We start from the raw sequence: 18,542 nt of genomic DNA, 5'->3' as shown, positions 1-18,542 counted from the left end.
CGTTTCAGTTGGCAGACGGGGAAGCCGCGTCCGCCGCGTTCGTTTCGTCGAGAAGCGCCTGCACCGCCTGGGCGTTCGCTCGCGCGAGGCGCCCGCGGGCGTCGGCGCGTACCGCGCCGCGCAGGTCGTCGGTGTCGTAGAGCGCAATATGAATGCCTACCGGTTCGGCGTCGCGCGACGCCTTCCACAGGAAGCTCAGCGTCTCCACGTAGCCGCGCTGGGCGAAGTGCCGCGTTTCCGACACGTCATATTGGATGTTGGCATTCAGTAGATAGATCGCGACTTCCTTCGGGTTGTCGCAGAAGATCTGCAGGTGCACATCCGAGTGCTCGCCCGCCGTGCCATTGAGCACGGCCCCGGTGAGATACGGGTTGAAGGGCTCGAGCCGCTGCATCCAGTCGAGCGCGATTTCGCGCAGGCGCCGCAGCACCGCCGGCTGGCTGTCGCCCTGGAAAAGCGACTGGTACTCGCGGATTTCTTCCTCGATCTGGTCGTTATCCGGCAGCCATGAGCCGTCCACGCGCGTCTCGCCCACCACCTGCCTTGCCGCTTTGCGCTTGGCCGTGGAGTAGTCGAGCCCGTCCTCGGCGATCATCCGCGCAGCCGCGATCGCGATTTCCTCACGAACGCGCTGTGGGTCGAAATGTGATTTGCGAACCATCCGGCAATCATACTAGAGAATGCATGACGGCTTTCCGGCGCTCCCCGGGCCCCTGAGCGTGCGTGCCTGCGGGCGGGAACCCACTCCGCAGGCCGCTGCCGCACGGGGTGCGGGCCAACGCGGGACCGCCCGCAGGCGCTACGGCCGGCCCTGTTGCGAGCCCGCCGACAGCCCGGGCGCGCCGGATGCGTCGGGTACAATAGCGGCCTTTGCGGTCCTTCATGGCAACCGGCGCGCAGGCAGGTCAGCCCGGAACGCCGCCCGCATTCTCCCACTCCATCTCGAATACGGCGCCCGCTCGGCGCACCAGGCTTATGCACATCCATATCCTCGGCATCTGCGGCACGTTCATGGGCGGTCTCGCCGTGCTCGCCCGGGCGGCGGGCCATACGGTGACCGGCTGCGACGCCGGCGTGTATCCGCCGATGAGCACGCAGCTCGAGGCGCAGGGCATTCGCCTGATCGAAGGCTACGACGCCGCGCAGATCGACCTGAAGCCGGATCTGTTCGTGATCGGCAACGTGGTCACGCGCGGCAATCCGCTGATGGAGGCCATTCTCGACCGCGGCCTGCCTTATGTCTCCGGCCCGCAATGGCTCGGCGAACATGTGCTGGCTGGCAAGTGGGTGCTCGCCGTGGCCGGCACGCACGGCAAGACCACCACGACTTCGATGCTCACCTGGCTGCTCGAAGACGCTGGCCTCAATCCGGGCTTTCTGATCGGCGGCGTGCCGCTCAACTTCGGCGTCTCGGCGCGGCTTACCGATTCGAGCTTCTTCGTGATCGAAGCCGACGAGTACGACACCGCGTTCTTCGACAAGCGCTCGAAGTTCGTCCATTACCGCCCCCGCACGGCGGTGCTGAACAACCTCGAATTCGATCACGCCGACATCTTCGCCGATCTCGCCGCCATCGAAACCCAGTTCCACCACCTCGTGCGCACGATTCCGGGCGTGGGCCGCATCGTGACGAACGGCCGCGAAGATTCGCTCGAGCGCGTGCTCGCGCGCGGCTGCTGGAGCGAAGTGGAGCGTTTCGGCGTGGAGGGCGGCTGGCAGGCGCTGCCTGCCGAAGACGGTGCACCCGTGGACGAGCGCTTCGCCGTGTATCACGGCGGCGAGCGCGTGGGTGTCGTGGAATGGCAGGTGCAGGGCGAGCACAACCGCATGAACGCGCTTGCGGCCATCGCCGCGGCGCGCCACGTCGGCGTGCCGCCCGCGCAGGCGGCGAAGTCGCTCGCGACATTCCGCAACGTGAAGCGCCGCATGGAAGTGCGCGGCAGCGTGGACGGCGTGACCGTCTACGACGACTTCGCGCACCATCCCACGGCGGTCCAGACCACCATTGCCGGCCTGCGCACGCGCGTAGGCCGCGAGAACACGCGCATTCTGGCCGTGCTCGAACCGCGTTCGAACACCATGAAGCTCGGCGTGATGAAGGCCCAATTGCCGGGCAGCCTCACCGACGCGGACCTCGTGTTCGGCTACGGCGCTCCGTCGGGCCGCGATGCCCTGGGCTGGAATCTTGCGGAAGCGCTTGCGCCCCTTGGCGATAAGGCCCGCGCATTCGACAACCTCGACGCCCTTGTGAACGCCGTCACCGCGGCCGCGCGCCCGGGCGACCAGGTGCTCGTGATGAGCAACGGCGGCTTCGGCGGCGTGCATCAGAAACTGCTCGACGCGCTTTCGGCGCGGCCGGCGGCAACGGCCGCAACAGCCGCACCGGCCGTGACTAGCAGCGGACGGGACAGCGCGTGATCGTCTACCTGCACGGCTTTCGCTCGTCGCCGGCGTCGTTCAAGGCGCGGCTGCTCGCGACTCGTCTCGAAGAAATGGGGCGCGGTCAAGCATGGTGCTGCCCGATGCTGCCCGTCTCGCCGCTCGAAGCGGTGGCGCTGGTGGAGCGCGAAGTGGAGCAGCGGCGCGCCGCGACCGGCGACGCGCATGTAGCGCTGGTGGGCAGCTCGCTGGGCGGCTACTTCGCGACGCATCTGGCCGAAAAGCACGGCTGGCCGGCCGTGCTGCTGAATCCGGCGGTCGTGCCGCAGCGCGATCTGAGCCAGTATCTCGGCGAGCAGCCGTTGTGGCACGGCGGTGGCTCCATCGTCGTGGAGCCCCGGCATCTCGATGAATTGCGTGCGCTGGCCGTCGCATCGGTTACGCGGCCCGAACGCTATTATTTATTAGCCGCGACGGGCGACGAAGTGCTCGACTATCGCGAGATGCTCGCGCACTACCCGGGCGCACGCACGAAGCTGATTGAAGGCAGCGATCACGCCATCAGCGAATTCGCGAGCTACGTGGACGACGTGATCGCTTTCTGCGATGCGGCGTCCGCGGTCCCGCCCGCCATCGGCTGAGCGACACGAACGCGGGCGAAACGACAACAGCAACACGAAAACGAGTGGGCGGTCTGGCGGCAACGAACCGCGCACCTTATCCGGAACGAACACGCGTCTTGCGCCTGCAATGGGGCACGCAAGGCACGCAAGACGCGCAGCAAGTCTGAACGAGAGTACTGAGTGAACGTTTTCTTCGAGGAATCGGGCAGTTTCAAGGCCGGCAGCGTGCTGTCGCGCCAGGGTGACGCATTTCAGGTCGAGCTGCCGGGCGGCCGGCGCGCGAAGGTGCGGGCGAAAGACGTGCTGATCGAGTTCGAAAAGCCGGCAGCGGCCGAACTCATGGAGCAGGCCGACGCCGCCGCGCAGCAGATCGATCTCGACTTTTTGTGGGAATGCGCGCCGCAGGAGGAGTTCGCCTTCTCCACGCTCGCGAGCGAGTACTTCGGCGAAGGTTATGGTCCCGTGGAGCGCGCGGCGCTCGTGCTGCGCCTGCATGGCGCGCCGGTCTATTTCCGCCGCAAGGGGCGCGGCCAGTATCAGCGCGCGCCTGAAGAGCAGCTCAAGATGGCACTCGCGTCGCTGGAGCGCAAGCGGCAGCAGGCGCTCGTCCAGGCGCAGTACGAAGAAGAACTGAAAGCGGGCCGCTTGCCCGAGGCGTTCCAGGGGCGCGCGCTCAGTTTTCTCACGCGGCCCGACAAGAATTCGATTGAGTACAAGGCGCTGGAAGCGGCCGCCGCGGCGCGCGGCATTTCGATGCCGCGGCTTATGCTCGAATGCGGCGGCATTCCGTCGGCGCGCGCGCTGCACGAGGCGCGCTTTCTGGCCGAATTCTTCCCGCACGGCACCGGTTTTCCGCCCGTCACCGTGAATCCGCTTGCCGAGGATTTGCCCGAAGCGCTGGTGGAAGCCTTCTCGATCGACGACGTGACGACCACCGAGATCGACGACGCGTTTTCCGTCGAGCATCTGGCCGACAGCCGCGTGCGCATCGGCGTGCACATCGCGGCGCCGGCGCTCGGCATCAGCCGCGGGGACCCCGTCGATACGATCGCGCGCAACCGTCTTTCCACGGTCTACATGCCGGGCGACAAGATCACCATGCTGCCCGACGAGTTCGTGGATGCCTTCACGCTGAAGGAAGGCGACCTGCGGCCCGCGCTGTCGCTCTACATCATCGTGAACCGCGAAACGCAGGAGATCGTGGCGACCGAAACGCGCGCCGAGCGCGTGTTCGTGAAGCACAACCTGCGTCACAACACGCTCGACGAGCACGTCACCGAGGAAGCGCTCGCAGCGGGCACCGGCGACTATCCGCACAAGGACGACATCGCCGTACTCTGGCCGTTTGCCCAGGCGCTCTTCGAAAAGCGCCAGCAGACGCGCGCGAGCTACGGCCTCAAGCGCGAGGTGCAGCGCAACACCGACTACAACTTCTACGTGGACGGCGAGCGCATCACCATCACGCCGCGCCGCCGCGGCTCGCCGCTCGACCTGATCGTCGCGGAACTCGCCATTCTCGCGAACTCTACTTGGGGCGCGTTCCTGCACGATCACGGCGTGCCGGGCATCTATCGCTCGCAGCGCGCGTTCGGCGCGCCCACCGGTCCGAAGCGCACGCGCATGCAGACCACGGCCGCGCCGCACGAGGGCCTGGGCGTGGCGCAATACGCGTGGAGCACCTCGCCGCTGCGCCGCTACGTGGACCTCGTGAACCAGTGGCAATTGCTTGCGTGCGTGCAGCACGGCGTGACCGCGAAGCTCGCGGCGCCCTTCAAACCGAAGGACGCCGACCTGTTCGCCGTCGTGCAAGGCTTCGACGAAACCTATACGGCCTACGCCGACCATCAGCGCCGTATGGAGTACTTCTGGTGCCTGCGCTGGCTCATGCAGGAGAACCGGCGCGAGGTGGTGGCGGCGGTCGTGAAGGGCGACCTCGTGCGCCTCGAAGAAATCCCGCTGCTGCTGCACGTACCCGCGCTCGGCGTGCACGCGCGCGGCACGCGCTTGCTGCTGGAAGTGATGTCGATCGACGAACTCACGATCGAGGCCTCCGTGCGCATGCTGCGCGTGCTCGACGCGCCGACGGTGACGAGCGGTGCGGAAGCGGAAGAAGAGAGCGAAGACGAAGAGCTGATCGAGGCCACCGACGCGTCCGCCGAAAGCGAGGCCGAAGCGCTGGCCGAAGCCGATGGCGGCGATGAAGGCGGCGAGGGCGAGCCGACCGAAGGCGAGTCGAACACGAGTGGCGAAGCGTCCGGCTCCGAAGGCACCCACGAAAATGCCGCCGAGGGGTCCACTGAAGAGGGCACAACGCACGCCGGTCGCCATCACCACGCAGAGGAACAGAGCCGATGAGCGCGCCGCAGGTGCCGTCGCAGGCGGACCGTTATGCCGTGATCGGCAATCCGGTCGCGCATAGCAAGTCGCCGTTCATTCACGCGCGCTTTGCCGCGCAGACCGGCGAGCCCGTCGCATACGACCGGTTGCTCGCGCCGCTCGACGGCTTCGTCGCAACCGTGCGGGCGTTCGTGGCGTCCGGCGGCCGCGGGCTCAACGTCACCGTGCCGTTCAAGCTCGAAGCGTATGCGCTCGCCGACACGCATTCGGCACGCGCCGCGGCCGCCGGCGCGGTCAACACGTTGCGCTTCGACGCGGACGGCATCTACGGCGACAACACGGATGGCGTCGGCCTCGTGCGCGACATCGAAACGAACCTCGGCGTGGCGCTGAAGGGCGCGCGCGTGCTTGTGCTCGGCGCAGGCGGCGCGGCGCGCGGCGTCGTGCTGCCGCTGCTGGAACGCGGTCCGCGCGGGCTTGCCATCGTGAACCGCACGGCGTCGAAGGCCGAAGGGCTTGTCGCGCAGTTCGCCGCCGCGGCCTACGAAGCCGGCTGCACGCTGACGGGCGGCGGCCCGGATGCCGTCGAGCCCTACCCGTACGACGTGATCGTCAACGCGACGGCGGGCAGCCTCGACGCCGCATTGCCCGCCTGCGACGACCGCGCATTCGGCGCGGCCACGCTCGCCTACGACATGATGTACGGCGCCGAGCCCACCGTCTTCATGCGGCACGCGCAGTCGCTGGGCGCACGCAGCGCGGACGGCCTCGGCATGCTCGTGGAGCAGGCTGCGGAATCGTTTTACGTGTGGCGCGGCGTGCGGCCCGACAGCGCGCCCGTGCTCGCCGAACTGCGCGCGCAGCTGGCCGCGCAGAAGGCCTGACGCGCGAGCACGCCGTGGCGATCTCGCTCACCGCCGCCGCCCGGCGCACGCGCCGTCCAGGCCTCGCCCGATGGGCGTTCTACGGCTTCTCCGTGTTCGCCTGCGCGTGGATCGCCACGCAGCTTTACTACTTCGCGCAGATCGCGGTGTGGAACGTCGTGAATCCGCAATCGACGGCCTTCATGCGCTCCGACGCGTGGCGGCTTTCGAGCGAGCGAAGCGAGCGCGCCGACCCCGCGATCCAGCACACCTGGGTGCCTTACGAGCAGATCTCGCGCAATCTGAAGCGCGCGATCATCGCCTCTGAGGACGCGAAGTTCGTCAGCAACAACGGCTACGAAACCGACGCCATCCTGCAAGCCTGGGAAAAGAACAAGTCGCGCGGACGCATCGTGGCGGGCGGCTCGACCATCACCCAGCAACTCGCGCGCAACCTGTTCCTCTCGCGTGACAAGAGCTACCTGCGCAAAGGGCAGGAGCTGATCATCACCTGGATGCTCGAAACGCTGATGGACAAGCAGCGCATCTTCGAGATCTACCTGAACTCCGTCGAATGGGGCGACGGCGTGTACGGCGCGCAGGCTGCGGCGCAGCACTACTACCGCACGTCGGCGGCGAAGCTGACGGCCTGGCAGGCGGCGCGGCTCGCCGTCATGCTGCCGCGCCCGCGCTACTTCGACGAGCATCGCAACTCGCCCTGGCTGTCCCAGCGTGCCGCCGTGATCGCACGGCGCATGGGCGTGGCGGAGTTGCCGCAGTAGAACCCACAGCGCACGGTCGGGCCGTGTAGCGAGCGGCCACGCAGCACCTGCGAGCGCCCGCGCGTTTTTGCTCGGCCTTTCGGCGCGCGCTTTTCGGCCCGCGCTTTTCGTTCCGCCCTCTCGCCGCTTCCGTCCCCAGCCGTCTCGTTCATTCCAGCGCTGACGCATTCGTCGCCTCACGGCTGCTCCATTCCCTCTCGCGCCACATTCGTTTCCCTCGCGATTTTCCCGCGCCGCTTCGTTCCGTCCAAAGCCTTTAATCCCATTATGTGATCGTCAAACTCATATATTGGAGATTCAAAACGTTCGGCCCTACAATGCGCCACACACCGGGCACGCGATGCCCAGCGCCCACAGCAAGAAAGAAACGGTCGGCCGCGAATTGCCTGCGAGCCGGCACGAAATCGGAGACAAGCCAGCCATGTCCATCACCGCGACGCATGCGGCGCAGTTCCCGCCGCCTGACGGAACGTCCGTCGTCCGCACACTGTTTCGCTCCTCGGGCCAACGCGCCCGCTAACCGCACAAACGCCTTTCCGGTTGCGATCGCCATGGACAACAAACTGATGTCTCCGCCCAACGCTGCCACACCTCAGCCCGAACACGCCGGTCGCGCGTCGCGCGCCGCGAACGGCGCCGCTTCGAAGTCGGCAGCGCACACGCCCGCGCAGCCCGCCGACGAAATCGGCCTGCCTGGTTCGCCGCTCGACCTTGCACAACAGCAGGCCGGCACGCAGACGCTGCTGCGCGGCCTCGCGATTCTCGAAGCCGCCGCGGCCGGCGTGCGCGACCTGCGCTCGTTCGGCGCCGCGCTCGGCACTACGCGCAGCACCACGCACCGCCTCGTGAGCAGCCTCGTGCAGGCGCGCTACCTGCGCCAGGTGCAGGGCGGCTACCTGCTCGGCCCCAAGCTCATCGAACTGGGCACCATCGCGCTCGAACAGATGCCGCTCACCGCAGTGGCGCGTCCGCATCTGCAGGCGCTCGCCGATTACTCGCTGGACACGATTCACCTCGGCGTCCGCGACGGCGACGACGTGCTCTACATCGACAAGATTCCCGGCCAGCGCGGGCTCGAAATGCGTTCGCGCGTGGGGCATCGCATGCCGCTCGCGTCGACGGGAATCGGCAAGGCGCTGATGCTCGATCTCGCGCCCGACATCTGGCGCAAGCTGCACGAAGCGTCGCGCCGAACGCTTGCGGGCGTGAGCTTCAAGCCGGACCATCGCCCGGACCTCGACACGTTCCTCGAACGCATGACGGGCTACGCCGCGGGCGGCTACACGTTCGACCTCGAAGAGAACGAAGCCTCCATTCGCTGCGTCGCCGCGCCCGTGCGCGACGCGTCGGGCGCCATCGTCGCGGCGCTTTCGGTGGCGAGCACGATTCCGTACATGTCGCTCGAACGCATGGACGAACTGGTGCCGATCGTGCAGCGCGAAGCGCGCGCGATCTCGGAAGAACTCGGCTGGCGCGCTCCGCAGCCTGCCGCACGCAGGATTAAACGATGAGTCAATCCACGGCCGGCGGCACGCTTGCCGCCGTCACCGGTTTCGATGCAGCCGGCGCGACCACCGCGGCTGCGGCTGTTGCCAACGCCGCCGCTGCGGCTGCGACTGCGACTGCCGCCAGCGCCGCCGCCACGCCTGCCGCCGCGCTGATCGCGCTCGACTGGGGCACCACGGCGCTGCGCGCGTATCTCTACGACGCGACGGGCCGCGTGCTGGCGAGCCGTGGGTCGCCGGCGGGCATCATGAATCTGCCGCGTCCGGCTGCGGAAGGCGGCTTCGACATGGCGTTCGACGCCGTCTGCGGCGAGTGGCTCGATGAGACGCCGTCGCTGCCCGTGATCGCCGCGGGCATGGTGGGCAGCGCGCAGGGCTGGGTGCAGGCGCCTTACGTGGACACGCCCGCGAGCGCGGACGCGCTCGTCGCCGGCATCGTGCGCGTGAAGACGGCGCGCGGCGCGACGCTCGCGATCGTGCCTGGCGTGCTGGAGCGCGGCGAGTTGCCGAACGTGATGCGCGGCGAGGAAACGCAGATCGTCGGCGCGCTCGGTGGCGACAGCGACGAACCTCACGATGCTCAGGCCACTCAGGCTGGCTCGGCAGCCAACGTGCTGATCGGTCTGCCAGGCACGCACGCGAAGTGGGCGATCGTGCGCGACGGGCGTATCGAACGCTTCTACACGTTCATGACCGGCGAGATTTTTGCGGCGCTGCGCGAGCACACCATTCTGGGCCGCACGATGGTGTCGCCCGGCGAGCCGGACTTGGGTGCCTTTCTGCGCGGCGTGGCCGTCGCGCGCGAACACGGCGATGCGGGCGTACTGGCCACGGTGTTCAGCACGCGCACGCTGGGTCTGACGGCGCAGCTCGAACCGCAGCAGCAGCCCGACTATCTCTCGGGCTTGCTGATCGGGCACGAACTCGCGGGTCTCGAAGCCGTGCTCGCGCACGAGCCGCCGCCGCTGGCAGGCCGCACGCTGCGCCTGATCGGCAACGATGCGTTGTGCGAGCGCTATCGCCTCGCGCTCGCGCAATTCGGCTGCACGAACGCGCAGTTGGTGCGGCACGCGACGGAGCGAGGGCTGTGGCGCATCGCAGTGCAGGCAGGACTCGTGACGCCGGCGGTGGGTGCGCCGGCGCAGGAAGATTCAGCTGCGTAGCGTGAAACGCGAGCTGCGTAGTGCAACAAAGCGAAGCAGCAAAGCGACGCAGCAAAGCGGCGAACCTAGGCAAGACAACGAGGCAAAACACGCAGGCAAAGCACGCGAACAACGAACACGAGCGCGCAGCAACGAACCGAAACCACCCGTCGAGCGAGAGCGAAGCGGCGCCAACGCACCAGCGACGCCTCCTTGACGCAGCAGAGACCGACACAGGAAAGAGCATGCAAACCGATCTCAACCTGCCAGCACCGTATGCGCCGCACGCGGGACTTGCCGCGGCGTTCGACACGTGCGCGCTCATCGCGATCCTGCGCGGCGTGACGCCCGCGGACGCCGCCGATCATGGCCACGCGCTGTACGAAGCGGGCTTTCGCATCATCGAAGTGCCGTTGAATTCGCCGCAGCCGTTCGAGAGCATCGCGGCGATCCGCCAGGCCGTGCCCGCCGACGCCATCGTGGGCGCCGGCACCGTGCTGCAGCCCACGCTCGTGAAGGACGTGAAGGCCGCGGGCGGCGAACTGATCGTGATGCCGCACAGCGACCCGGAAGTGGTGCTCGCCGCGAAGGCGCACGGGCTTGCGTGCGCGCCTGGCGTCGCCACGCCCACCGAGGCGTTTCTCGCGCTCAAGAACGGCGCGGACGTGCTCAAGATGTTCCCCGCCGAGCAGCTCGGCATGCAGGTCGTGAAGGCCTGGCGCGCGGTGATCGCGCCGCAGGTGCCGCTCGTGCCGGTGGGCGGCATCACGCCGGACAACATGGGTCCGTTCCTCACTGCGGGCGCCAACGGATTCGGGCTCGGCTCGGCGCTCTACAAGCCCGGTCAGAGCGCGGAAACCACGGCGTCGCACGCGAAGGCGTTCATCAACGGACTGCGCGTGGCGCGCGCGGGGATGCGCAAATGAAGCGGCTGGCCGGCAAGGTCGCACTCGTCACCGGTGCCGGTCGCGGCATTGGTGCGGCGATCGCTGCAGCTTTCGCACGCGAAGGCGCGGCGGTCGTGCTGGCCGAGCTGGATCTCGATGCCGCCGAACGCACCGCGCAGCAGATCGAAGGAACGCTGAAAGACGAAACACAAGGCTCGCCGCGCGTGCTCGCCGTGCGCACCGACGTCACACAGCCGCAGTCGGTGCGCGACGCCGTGGAGGTGGCCGAACGCACCTTCGGTCCGCTCGACGTGCTCGTGAACAACGCCGGCATCAACGTGTTCTGCGACCCGCTCACGATGACCGACGACGACTGGCGCCGCTGCTTCGCGGTGGACCTCGACGGCGTCTGGAACGGTTGTCGCGCGGTGCTGCCGGGCATGGTGGAGCGCGGCGCGGGGGCCATCGTGAATATCGCGTCCACGCATGCGTTCAAGATCATTCCGGGCTGTTTTCCGTACCCGGTCGCGAAGCACGGCGTGATCGGCCTCACGAAGGCGCTCGGCATCGAGTACGCGCCGCGCAACGTGCGTGTGAACGCCATCGCGCCGGGCTACATCGAAACGCAGCTTACGCACGACTGGTGGTCGAGCCAGCCGGACCCGGCCGCCGCGCGTGAGGCCACGCTCGATCTGCAGCCGATGAAGCGCATTGGCCGCCCCGAGGAAGTGGCGATGACCGCGGTCTTTCTCGCGTCCGATGAAGCGCCGTTCATCAACGCGAGCTGCATCACGATCGACGGCGGGCGTTCGGCGCTTTACCACGACTGAACGAAAAGAAGCGGTAGACGAAGCAGCAACGCAGACACAAAGGCCGCGCCGCCCGGGCGACGCGACTACCGGGTTGTGATCCCGATGACGCACTGGCCGCGTGCGTCGCGCCGGGAACAAGAAAACGCGGCCAATACCTTCGCGTAATTGCCAGACAGGAGACACGCACCATGAAACGCAGAATTTTCCTCACGCTCGCTGCAGCAGCCACGGCGGTGCTCTTCAACGCGCCCGTCGCGCAGGCGGCCGATCCGGTCAAGATCGGCTTCCTCGTGAAGCAGCCGGAGGAGCCGTGGTTTCAGGACGAATGGAAGTTCGCCGAGATCGCCGCGAAAGAAAAAGGCTTCACGCTCGTGAAGATCGGTGCGCCGTCTGGCGAAAAGGTGATGAGCGCCATCGACAACCTCGCGGCCCAGAAGGCGCAAGGCTTCGTGATCTGCACGCCGGACGTGAAGCTCGGACCGGGCATCGTCGCGAAGGCGAAGGCTGACGGGCTCAAGATGATGACGGTGGACGACCGCCTCGTGGACGGCGCGGGCAAGCCGATCGAGTCGGTGCCGCACATGGGCATTTCGGCCTACAACATCGGCAAGCAGGTGGGCGAAGGCATTGCCGCCGAAATCAAGAAGCGCGGCTGGGACATGAAGGACGTGGGCGCGATCGACGTGACCTACGAGCAGTTGCCCACCGCTCACGACCGCACGAGCGGCGCGACCGACGCGCTCATCGCCGCGGGCTTCCCGAAGGCGAACGTGATCGCGGCGCCGCAGGCGAAGACCGACACGGAAAATGCGTTCAACGCGGCCAACATCGCCCTCACGAAGAACCCGAAGTTCAAGCACTGGGTGGCCTACGGCCTGAACGACGAAGCCGTGCTGGGCGCCGTGCGCGCAGCGGAAGGCCGCGGCTTCAAGGCGGACAACATGATCGGCATCGGCATCGGCGGTTCGGACTCGGCCTTGAACGAGTTCAAGAAGCCGGAACCGACGGGCTTCTACGGCACCGTGATCATCAGCCCGAAGCGCCACGGCGAAGAAACGTCGACGCTCATGTACGACTGGATCACGAAGGGCACGACGCCGCCCCCGCTCACGCTCACGACGGGCATGCTGGCCACGCGCAGCAACGTGAACGAAGTGCGTGAAAAGATGGGGCTCGCCTCGAAGTAAGGCAAGGCTGGCAGGCGCGGCGCGTCCTGCTTCAGTGGGCTCCGCGGTGTGCGGAAACGCCGAAGCAGGACCGCCTTGCCGGTCAGAGGGCGAACGAGACGGAAAGAGAGGGAAGCGAAGTGTCAGCGACGCTGAGTTTTGACAACATCGGCAAGGTATTTCCGGGCGTGCGCGCGCTGGACGGCGTTTCGTTCGAGGTGCACGCCGGCGAAGTGCACGGCCTCATGGGCGAGAACGGCGCGGGCAAGTCCACGCTGCTGAAGATTCTGGGCGGCGAGTATCAGCCGGACTCGGGCCGCATCCTGATCGACGGCAACGAGGTGCATTTTTCGAGCGCGGCGTCGTCGATTGCGGCCGGTATCGCCGTGATTCACCAGGAACTGCAGTACGTGCCGGACCTGACGGTGGCGGAAAACCTGCTGCTCGGGCGCTTGCCGAATGCGCTCGGCTGGGTCAACAAGCGCACCGCGCGACGCTTCGTGCGCGAGCGGCTTGCCGCGATGGGCGTGGACCTGGAACCGGACGTGAAGCTGCGCAAGCTCTCCATCGCGCAGCGGCAGATGGTGGAAATCTGCAAGGCGCTCATGCGCAACGCGCGCGTGATTGCGCTCGACGAACCCACAAGCTCGCTCTCGCACCGCGAGACCGAAGTGCTGTTCAAGCTCGTGCGCGATCTGCGTGCCGACAACCGCGCGCTCATCTACATCTCGCACCGCATGGACGAGATCTACCAGCTCTGCGACGCGTGCACGATTTTCCGCGACGGCCGCAAGGTGGCTTCGCATCCGTCGCTGGAAGGCGTGAAGCGCGAGACCATCGTGAGCGAGATGGTGGGCCGCGAAATTTCGGACATCTACAACTACCGGGCACGGCCGCTCGGCGAAGTGCGGTTTGCGGCGAAGAACATCAGCGGTCATCCGCTGGCGGAGCCGGTGAGCTTCGAAGTGCGGCGCGGCGAAATTCTCGGTTTCTTCGGGCTCGTGGGCGCAGGCCGCAGCGAACTCATGCACCTCGTCTACGGCGCGGACAAGCGCAAGAGCGGCGAGATCGAACTGGACGGCGAGCCGATCCGCGTGAAGAGCGCGGGCGAGGCGATTCGCCAGGGCATCGTGCTGTGTCCCGAAGACCGCAAGGAGGAAGGCATCGTCGCGATGGCTTCCGTGGCGGAGAACATCAACATCAGCTGCCGGCGCCACTACCTGCGCGCGGGCATGTTCCTGAACCGGCGCAAGGAAGCGCAGACGGCCGACGAATTCATCAAGCTGCTCAAGATCAAGACGCCGAGCCGCAAGCAGAAGATCCGCTTCCTCTCGGGTGGCAACCAGCAGAAGGCGATTCTGTCGCGCTGGCTCGCGGAGCCCGACCTCAAGGTCGTGATTCTCGACGAGCCCACGCGCGGCATCGACGTGGGCGCGAAGCACGAGATCTACCACGTGATCTATCAGCTCGCGGAGCGCGGCTGCGCGATCGTGATGATCTCGTCGGAGTTGCCCGAAGTGCTTGGCGTGTCGGACCGCATCGTCGTGATGCGCGAAGGCCGCATTGCGGGCGAGCTTTCGCGCGAAGCGGCCACGGAGCACGCGGTGCTGGGCCTCGCGCTGCCCGAGGGTGCATCCGGTGCGAACGCGGAAAACGAAGCGCGCGCTGCCTGAACGCGGCGCGCTCGGCCCACCCGTGCCGGTGGATAGACAGTGAGACAACCCGTGGGGAACGGGAGGAGTGAAGCAAATGCAAGCCAGAGAGAACCTCGCGCATGAAGCGGCCAAGAGCGCTGCGGAAGCGCTGATTCCGAAGACCGGTGACAGGCAGAAGTGGTGGCAGCAGATCACCGAATACAGCCTGATCGTGATCTTCGCGGTGATGTTCGTCACGATGTCGCTGACGGTCGATCACTTCTTCTCGATCGAGAACATGCTGGGCCTCGCGCTGTCGATCTCGCAGATCGGCATGGTGGCCTGCACGATGATGTTCTGCCTCGCCTCGCGCGACTTCGATCTTTCCATCGGCTCCACGGTCGCGTTCGCGGGCGTGCTCTGCGCGATGGTGCTGAACGCCACGAACAACACGTTCATCGCCATCGTGGCCGCCGTGGCGGCGGGTGCGGCGATCGGCTTCGTGAACGGCGCGGTGATCGCGTATCTGCGCATCAACGCGCTGATTACGACGCTTGCCACCATGGAAATCGTCCGCGGCCTAGGCTTCATCGTCTCGCACGGCCAGGCCGTGGGCGTGTCGTCGGATACCTTCATCGCGCTGGGCGGCCTCACGATGTTCGGCGTGTCGCTGCCCATCTGGGTCACGCTGCTGTGCTTCATCGTGTTCGGCGTGATGCTCAACCAGACCGTGTACGGGCGCAATACGCTCGCCATCGGCGGCAATCCCGAAGCGTCGCGGCTCGCGGGTATCAACGTGGAACGCACGCGGGTCTGGATCTTCCTGATTCAGGGTGCGGTGACGGCGCTCGCGGGCGTGATTCTCGCGTCGCGCATTACCTCGGGCCAGCCGAATGCGGCCGAAGGGTTCGAGCTCAACGTGATTTCGGCGTGCGTGCTGGGCGGCGTGTCGCTGCTGGGCGGTCGCGCAACGATCTCGGGCGTGGTGATCGGCGTGCTCATCATGGGCACCGTCGAGAACGTGATGAACCTGCTCAACATCGACGCGTTCTACCAGTACCTCGTGCGCGGCGCGATTCTGCTTGCCGCCGTGCTGCTCGACCAGTTGAAGAACCGCGGCTCGCGCGATTGAGCGCACGTTCTGAACGAAACCGAAGGAACCGAACGATGTCTTCTCCTGCCAACGCAAGCGAGCGCCTGGCCGCAACCAGCGATACGGGCGGCGCCTACGCGAACTATCCGAGTCTTCTCGACCGCACGGTGCTCATCACGGGCGGCGCGACCGGCATCGGCGCCTCGTTCGTCGAGCACTTCGCCGCGCAGGGCGCGCGCGTCGCGTTCTTCGACATCGACGCCACTGCGGGCGCCGCGCTGGCCGACGAACTCGGCGACTCGCGCCACCGTCCGCTGTTTCTGTCCTGCGATCTCACCGACATCGACGCGCTGCGCGCCGCCGTCGCCGACGTGAAAGCGGCGCTCGGCCCCGTCGAGGTGCTCGTCAATAACGCTGCAAACGACCGCCGCCACAAGACCGAAGAGGTCACGCCGGAATCGTTCGACGCGGGCATCGCGGTGAACCTGCGCCACCAGTTCTTCGCGGCGCAGGCCGTGATCGACGACATGAAGGCGGCGCAGCGCGGCTCCATCGTGAACCTGGGGTCGATCAGCTGGATGCTCAAGCAGGGTGGCTTCCCCGTGTACGTGATGTGCAAGTCCGCGGTGCAGGGGCTCACACGCGGTCTCGCGCGCGAACTGGGGCCGTTCGGCATTCGCGTGAACACGCTGGTGCCGGGCTGGGTGATGACCGACAAGCAGAAGCGCCTGTGGCTGGACGACGCGGGCCGGCGCGCGATCAAGGAAGGCCAGTGCATCGAAGGCGAGTTGCTGCCCGCCGATCTGGCCCGTATGGCGCTGTTCCTCGCCGCGGACGACAGCCGCATGATCACCGCGCAGGACATCGTGGTGGACGGAGGCTGGGCATGAGCGCGGGTTCTGCGGCGACCGAACGTGCGGTGGCGCTCGCCGTCGATTCGCAATGCTCGCTGGGCGAAGGCGCGACCTGGTGCGCGCGCACTGCTCGCCTATACTGGACCGATATCGAAGGCGCCCGGCTGTGGTGCCACGACGCGCGCGACGGTGCGATTGCGTCCTGGCCCATGCCGGAGCGGCTGGCGTCTTTCGCGTTGTGTGCCGATCCGCAGTGGCTGCTGCTCGGGCTGGCGAAACACCTCGCGTTCTTCAACTGCGCGACGGGCGCGATCCACCGCATCGTCGAAGTGGAGCCGGATCTGAACACGCGCCTGAACGATGGCCGCTGCGACCGGCAAGGCCGCTTCGTATTCGGTACCAAGGACGAGGGTTCGCCCACGCGTGCGGTCGGCGGCTTCTACCGGCTCAACCGCGACCTCACGCTCGAAAGGCTGCCGCTGCCGGCGCCCGCGATTGCCAACGGCATCGCGTTCAGCCCGGACGGCGCGACGATGTACTACTGCGATTCCCCGACGCGCGAGATCCGCGCGTGCGACTACGGCGACGACGGACGCGTGACGAACGATCGCACGTTCACGACGCTCGGCAATACGACTGCGGAGCCCGACGGTTCGACCGTGGATGCCGACGGCGGCATCTGGAACGCGCAATGGGCCGGCGCCCGCGTGGTGCGTTATGGGCCGGACGGCGTGGAAACGGATCGCGTGCCGATGCCCGTTTCGCAGCCCACCTGCGTCGCGTTCGGCGGCGCGCAACTCGACACGCTTTACGTGACGAGCGCGCGCATCGGGCTGGATGCGGACGTGCTCGCGCGCGAGCCGCAGGCGGGTGGCGTGTTCGCGGTGGTGACGGGCCGCCGCGGGATCGCTGAACCGTGTTTCCAGGGCGCCTTGCCGCAGGGTTAGGCGCGCTTGCGCAGCCGACAATACGGCCCGGCGCGCCTGACAAGCTTGGGCAAAAGCGGTGGGCGAAAGCGCTGGCAGGCATGACGCGCAGCGCGAAGCAGCATGCAACACGAGATGAAGAGGCGGCCACGCGGGCGGCTGGTCCGGCATGCAACGCCGGCTGTGCCATCCCGCTGCGTCCGGCAGGCGCCGGCACTCAGAGCCGCCCGCACTTTGCCGCCTGTATTGGGCCGCCCGTACTGGACTACCAGCAGGGCAACCAGCAGCGCGGCGCGGAGATCCACGCCTCTCGAAGGAGTCTGATATGACCGTCGCGAATTCCGCTATTGGCAGCCTTGCTGGCTCGCCGCCGTCGCCAGGCGCCGCTGTGGCCATTCCCCCGGCTGTTCCTTCCTCCGGGTCGCCCGCCGCCGCGCGGCGCGCGCGACTCGAAGCGGCTGCGCATCCGGTGCTGGCCGGGCCTAGCACGTCGGCGGTCGCGATTGGCGCGGCGGATACTCACGACGTCGCCTGCGTCACGCTCGTGAACGCTCAATTGCGGCTCGACGTCGCGCCCCAGCTGGGCGGCGGCATCACGCGCTTCGACTGGCGCGACGACGGCGCGCTCGTGCCGGTGTTCCGGCGCTGCCTCAACGTGAGTGCGCATACGGATCCGAACGAGCTGGCCTGTTATCCGCTCTTGCCGTACTCGAACCGGATCGGCGGCGGCAGCTTCCGCTTCGGTCATCGCACGGTGCAGGTGCCGCGCAACCGCGCCGCGGAGCCGTTGCCGATTCACGGCGACGGCTGGCTTGGCCGCTGGGACGTGGAAGAGGTGGACGCCGAGCGTGTGCGGCTGTCGTTCGAGCAAACCGACGGCAAGCCGTACACGTATCGCGCGGCACAGACCTACTCGCTCGATGGATCGACGCTCACCATCACGCTGGAGATCGAGAACACGGGCCGCGACGCGTTGCCGTTCGGGCTCGGCATTCATCCGTTTCTGGTACGCGACGCGGCTACGGAGTTGTGCGCGGCGGCAAGCGGCCTCTGGCTCGCCGGAAACGACTGGCTGCCGGTGCGGCACGTGCCGGCGCCGCCGGCCTGGCAGTTCGGCGTGGCGTACCCGTTGCCTGGCGGCATCGTGAATCACGGGTTCACGGGCTGGAGCGGCCGCGCGGCGGTGGTCTGGCCGAAGCGGCGGCTCTCGCTTTCGGTGGCCGCCGATACCGACTACTACGTGCTCTATACGCCGCCGGGCGAAGACTTCTTCTGCTTCGAGCCGGTCGATCATCCGATCAACGCCGTGAACCTGGCGGGCGGTGCGGCCGAACACGGCATGACGGTGCTCGCGCGCGGCGAGCGGCTCGCGCGCGAGTTCAGCTTCACGGTGGAGCGCACGGGGCTGCGTACGGCCGCAGCGGTGCCCGGGGCGCCTGGTGCGAAGGCGGGGCGTCATCCGGCGGGGAAGGTGGGGCGGTAAGGCGGGGGCGATCAGGTGCCGGGATGAGGCGGCCCTACGAGGCGGGGCGATAAGGC

Annotated in this window: 16 protein-coding genes; 15 read left to right on the top strand and 1 reads right to left on the bottom strand. The window is 67.4% G+C overall.

All coding sequences use genetic code 11. The annotated features are described in order from the left end of the window. Positions 1 to 4 precede the first annotated feature (4 nt). Positions 5 to 661, bottom strand: a complete 657-nt coding sequence (locus P2869_RS14905) for a hypothetical protein (protein WP_017777079.1) — start codon at positions 659 to 661, stop codon at positions 5 to 7. Positions 662 to 975: 314 nt separating this feature from the next. Here P2869_RS14905 and mpl point away from each other — a divergent pair, with 314 nt between their 5' ends. The 15 genes from mpl (at position 976) to P2869_RS14830 (ending at position 18,486) form a co-directional block, all read left to right on the top strand. After that, entirely contained in the window at positions 976 to 2,418 is a 1,443-nt protein-coding gene (gene mpl / locus P2869_RS14900) for a UDP-N-acetylmuramate:L-alanyl-gamma-D-glutamyl-meso-diaminopimelate ligase (RefSeq protein WP_277596878.1), read from the top strand. Then, entirely contained in the window at positions 2,415 to 3,020 is a 606-nt protein-coding gene (locus P2869_RS14895; RefSeq protein ID WP_277596877.1) for a YqiA/YcfP family alpha/beta fold hydrolase, read from the top strand. The genes mpl and P2869_RS14895 overlap by 4 nt, the downstream gene beginning before the upstream one ends. Before the next feature lie 162 nt (positions 3,021 to 3,182). Continuing rightward, positions 3,183 to 5,357: an RNB domain-containing ribonuclease gene (locus tag P2869_RS14890; protein WP_126878029.1), complete on the top strand. Its 2,175-nt coding sequence runs from the start codon at positions 3,183 to 3,185 to the stop codon at positions 5,355 to 5,357. Beyond that, on the top strand, positions 5,354 to 6,223 hold the full coding sequence (gene aroE / locus P2869_RS14885; protein ID WP_277596876.1) for a shikimate dehydrogenase: 870 nt from the start codon (positions 5,354 to 5,356) through the stop codon (positions 6,221 to 6,223). The genes P2869_RS14890 and aroE overlap by 4 nt, the downstream gene beginning before the upstream one ends. A 14-nt stretch (positions 6,224 to 6,237) precedes the next feature. Continuing rightward, complete coding sequence (gene mtgA, locus P2869_RS14880; RefSeq protein WP_277596875.1) at positions 6,238 to 6,984, top strand: monofunctional biosynthetic peptidoglycan transglycosylase; 747 nt, start codon at positions 6,238 to 6,240, stop codon at positions 6,982 to 6,984. 566 nt (positions 6,985 to 7,550) lie between these two features. After that, entirely contained in the window at positions 7,551 to 8,495 is a 945-nt protein-coding gene (locus tag P2869_RS14875; RefSeq protein ID WP_277596874.1) for an IclR family transcriptional regulator, read from the top strand. Then, positions 8,492 to 9,652, top strand: a complete 1,161-nt coding sequence (locus tag P2869_RS14870; RefSeq protein WP_277596873.1) for a 2-dehydro-3-deoxygalactonokinase — start codon at positions 8,492 to 8,494, stop codon at positions 9,650 to 9,652. The genes P2869_RS14875 and P2869_RS14870 overlap by 4 nt, the downstream gene beginning before the upstream one ends. A 224-nt stretch (positions 9,653 to 9,876) precedes the next feature. Then, a complete protein-coding gene (locus P2869_RS14865; protein ID WP_017777071.1) occupies positions 9,877 to 10,557 on the top strand; it encodes a 2-dehydro-3-deoxy-6-phosphogalactonate aldolase in 681 nt (226 codons plus the stop codon). Beyond that, a complete protein-coding gene (locus P2869_RS14860; protein WP_277596872.1) occupies positions 10,554 to 11,348 on the top strand; it encodes an SDR family oxidoreductase in 795 nt (264 codons plus the stop codon). The genes P2869_RS14865 and P2869_RS14860 overlap by 4 nt, the downstream gene beginning before the upstream one ends. 170 nt (positions 11,349 to 11,518) lie before the next feature. Continuing rightward, positions 11,519 to 12,517, top strand: a complete 999-nt coding sequence (locus P2869_RS14855) for an arabinose ABC transporter substrate-binding protein (protein WP_126878035.1) — start codon at positions 11,519 to 11,521, stop codon at positions 12,515 to 12,517. A gap of 119 nt (positions 12,518 to 12,636) precedes the next feature. Next, on the top strand, positions 12,637 to 14,169 hold the full coding sequence (araG, locus tag P2869_RS14850) for an L-arabinose ABC transporter ATP-binding protein AraG (protein WP_126878036.1): 1,533 nt from the start codon (positions 12,637 to 12,639) through the stop codon (positions 14,167 to 14,169). 76 nt (positions 14,170 to 14,245) lie between these two features. Next, positions 14,246 to 15,262, top strand: coding sequence for an L-arabinose ABC transporter permease AraH (gene araH, locus P2869_RS14845; protein ID WP_277596871.1), 1,017 nt, complete (start codon positions 14,246 to 14,248; stop codon positions 15,260 to 15,262). A gap of 35 nt (positions 15,263 to 15,297) precedes the next feature. Next, positions 15,298 to 16,113 (top strand): SDR family oxidoreductase, encoded by an 816-nt coding sequence (locus P2869_RS14840; RefSeq protein ID WP_277596870.1) that lies wholly within the window; start codon positions 15,298 to 15,300, stop codon positions 16,111 to 16,113. Then, positions 16,110 to 17,024, top strand: coding sequence for an SMP-30/gluconolactonase/LRE family protein (locus tag P2869_RS14835; protein WP_277596869.1), 915 nt, complete (start codon positions 16,110 to 16,112; stop codon positions 17,022 to 17,024). The genes P2869_RS14840 and P2869_RS14835 overlap by 4 nt, the downstream gene beginning before the upstream one ends. Before the next feature lie 304 nt (positions 17,025 to 17,328). Beyond that, a complete protein-coding gene (locus P2869_RS14830) occupies positions 17,329 to 18,486 on the top strand; it encodes an aldose 1-epimerase (RefSeq protein ID WP_277596868.1) in 1,158 nt (385 codons plus the stop codon). Positions 18,487 to 18,542: the final 56 nt, after the last annotated feature.

It is taken from the genome of Paraburkholderia sp. SUR17, from assembly GCF_029536165.1.
Lineage (GTDB): Bacteria > Pseudomonadota > Gammaproteobacteria > Burkholderiales > Burkholderiaceae > Paraburkholderia > Paraburkholderia kururiensis.
The sequence above is the reverse complement of the archived record's forward strand: the minus strand, read 5'-3'. Positions and strand labels throughout refer to the sequence as shown.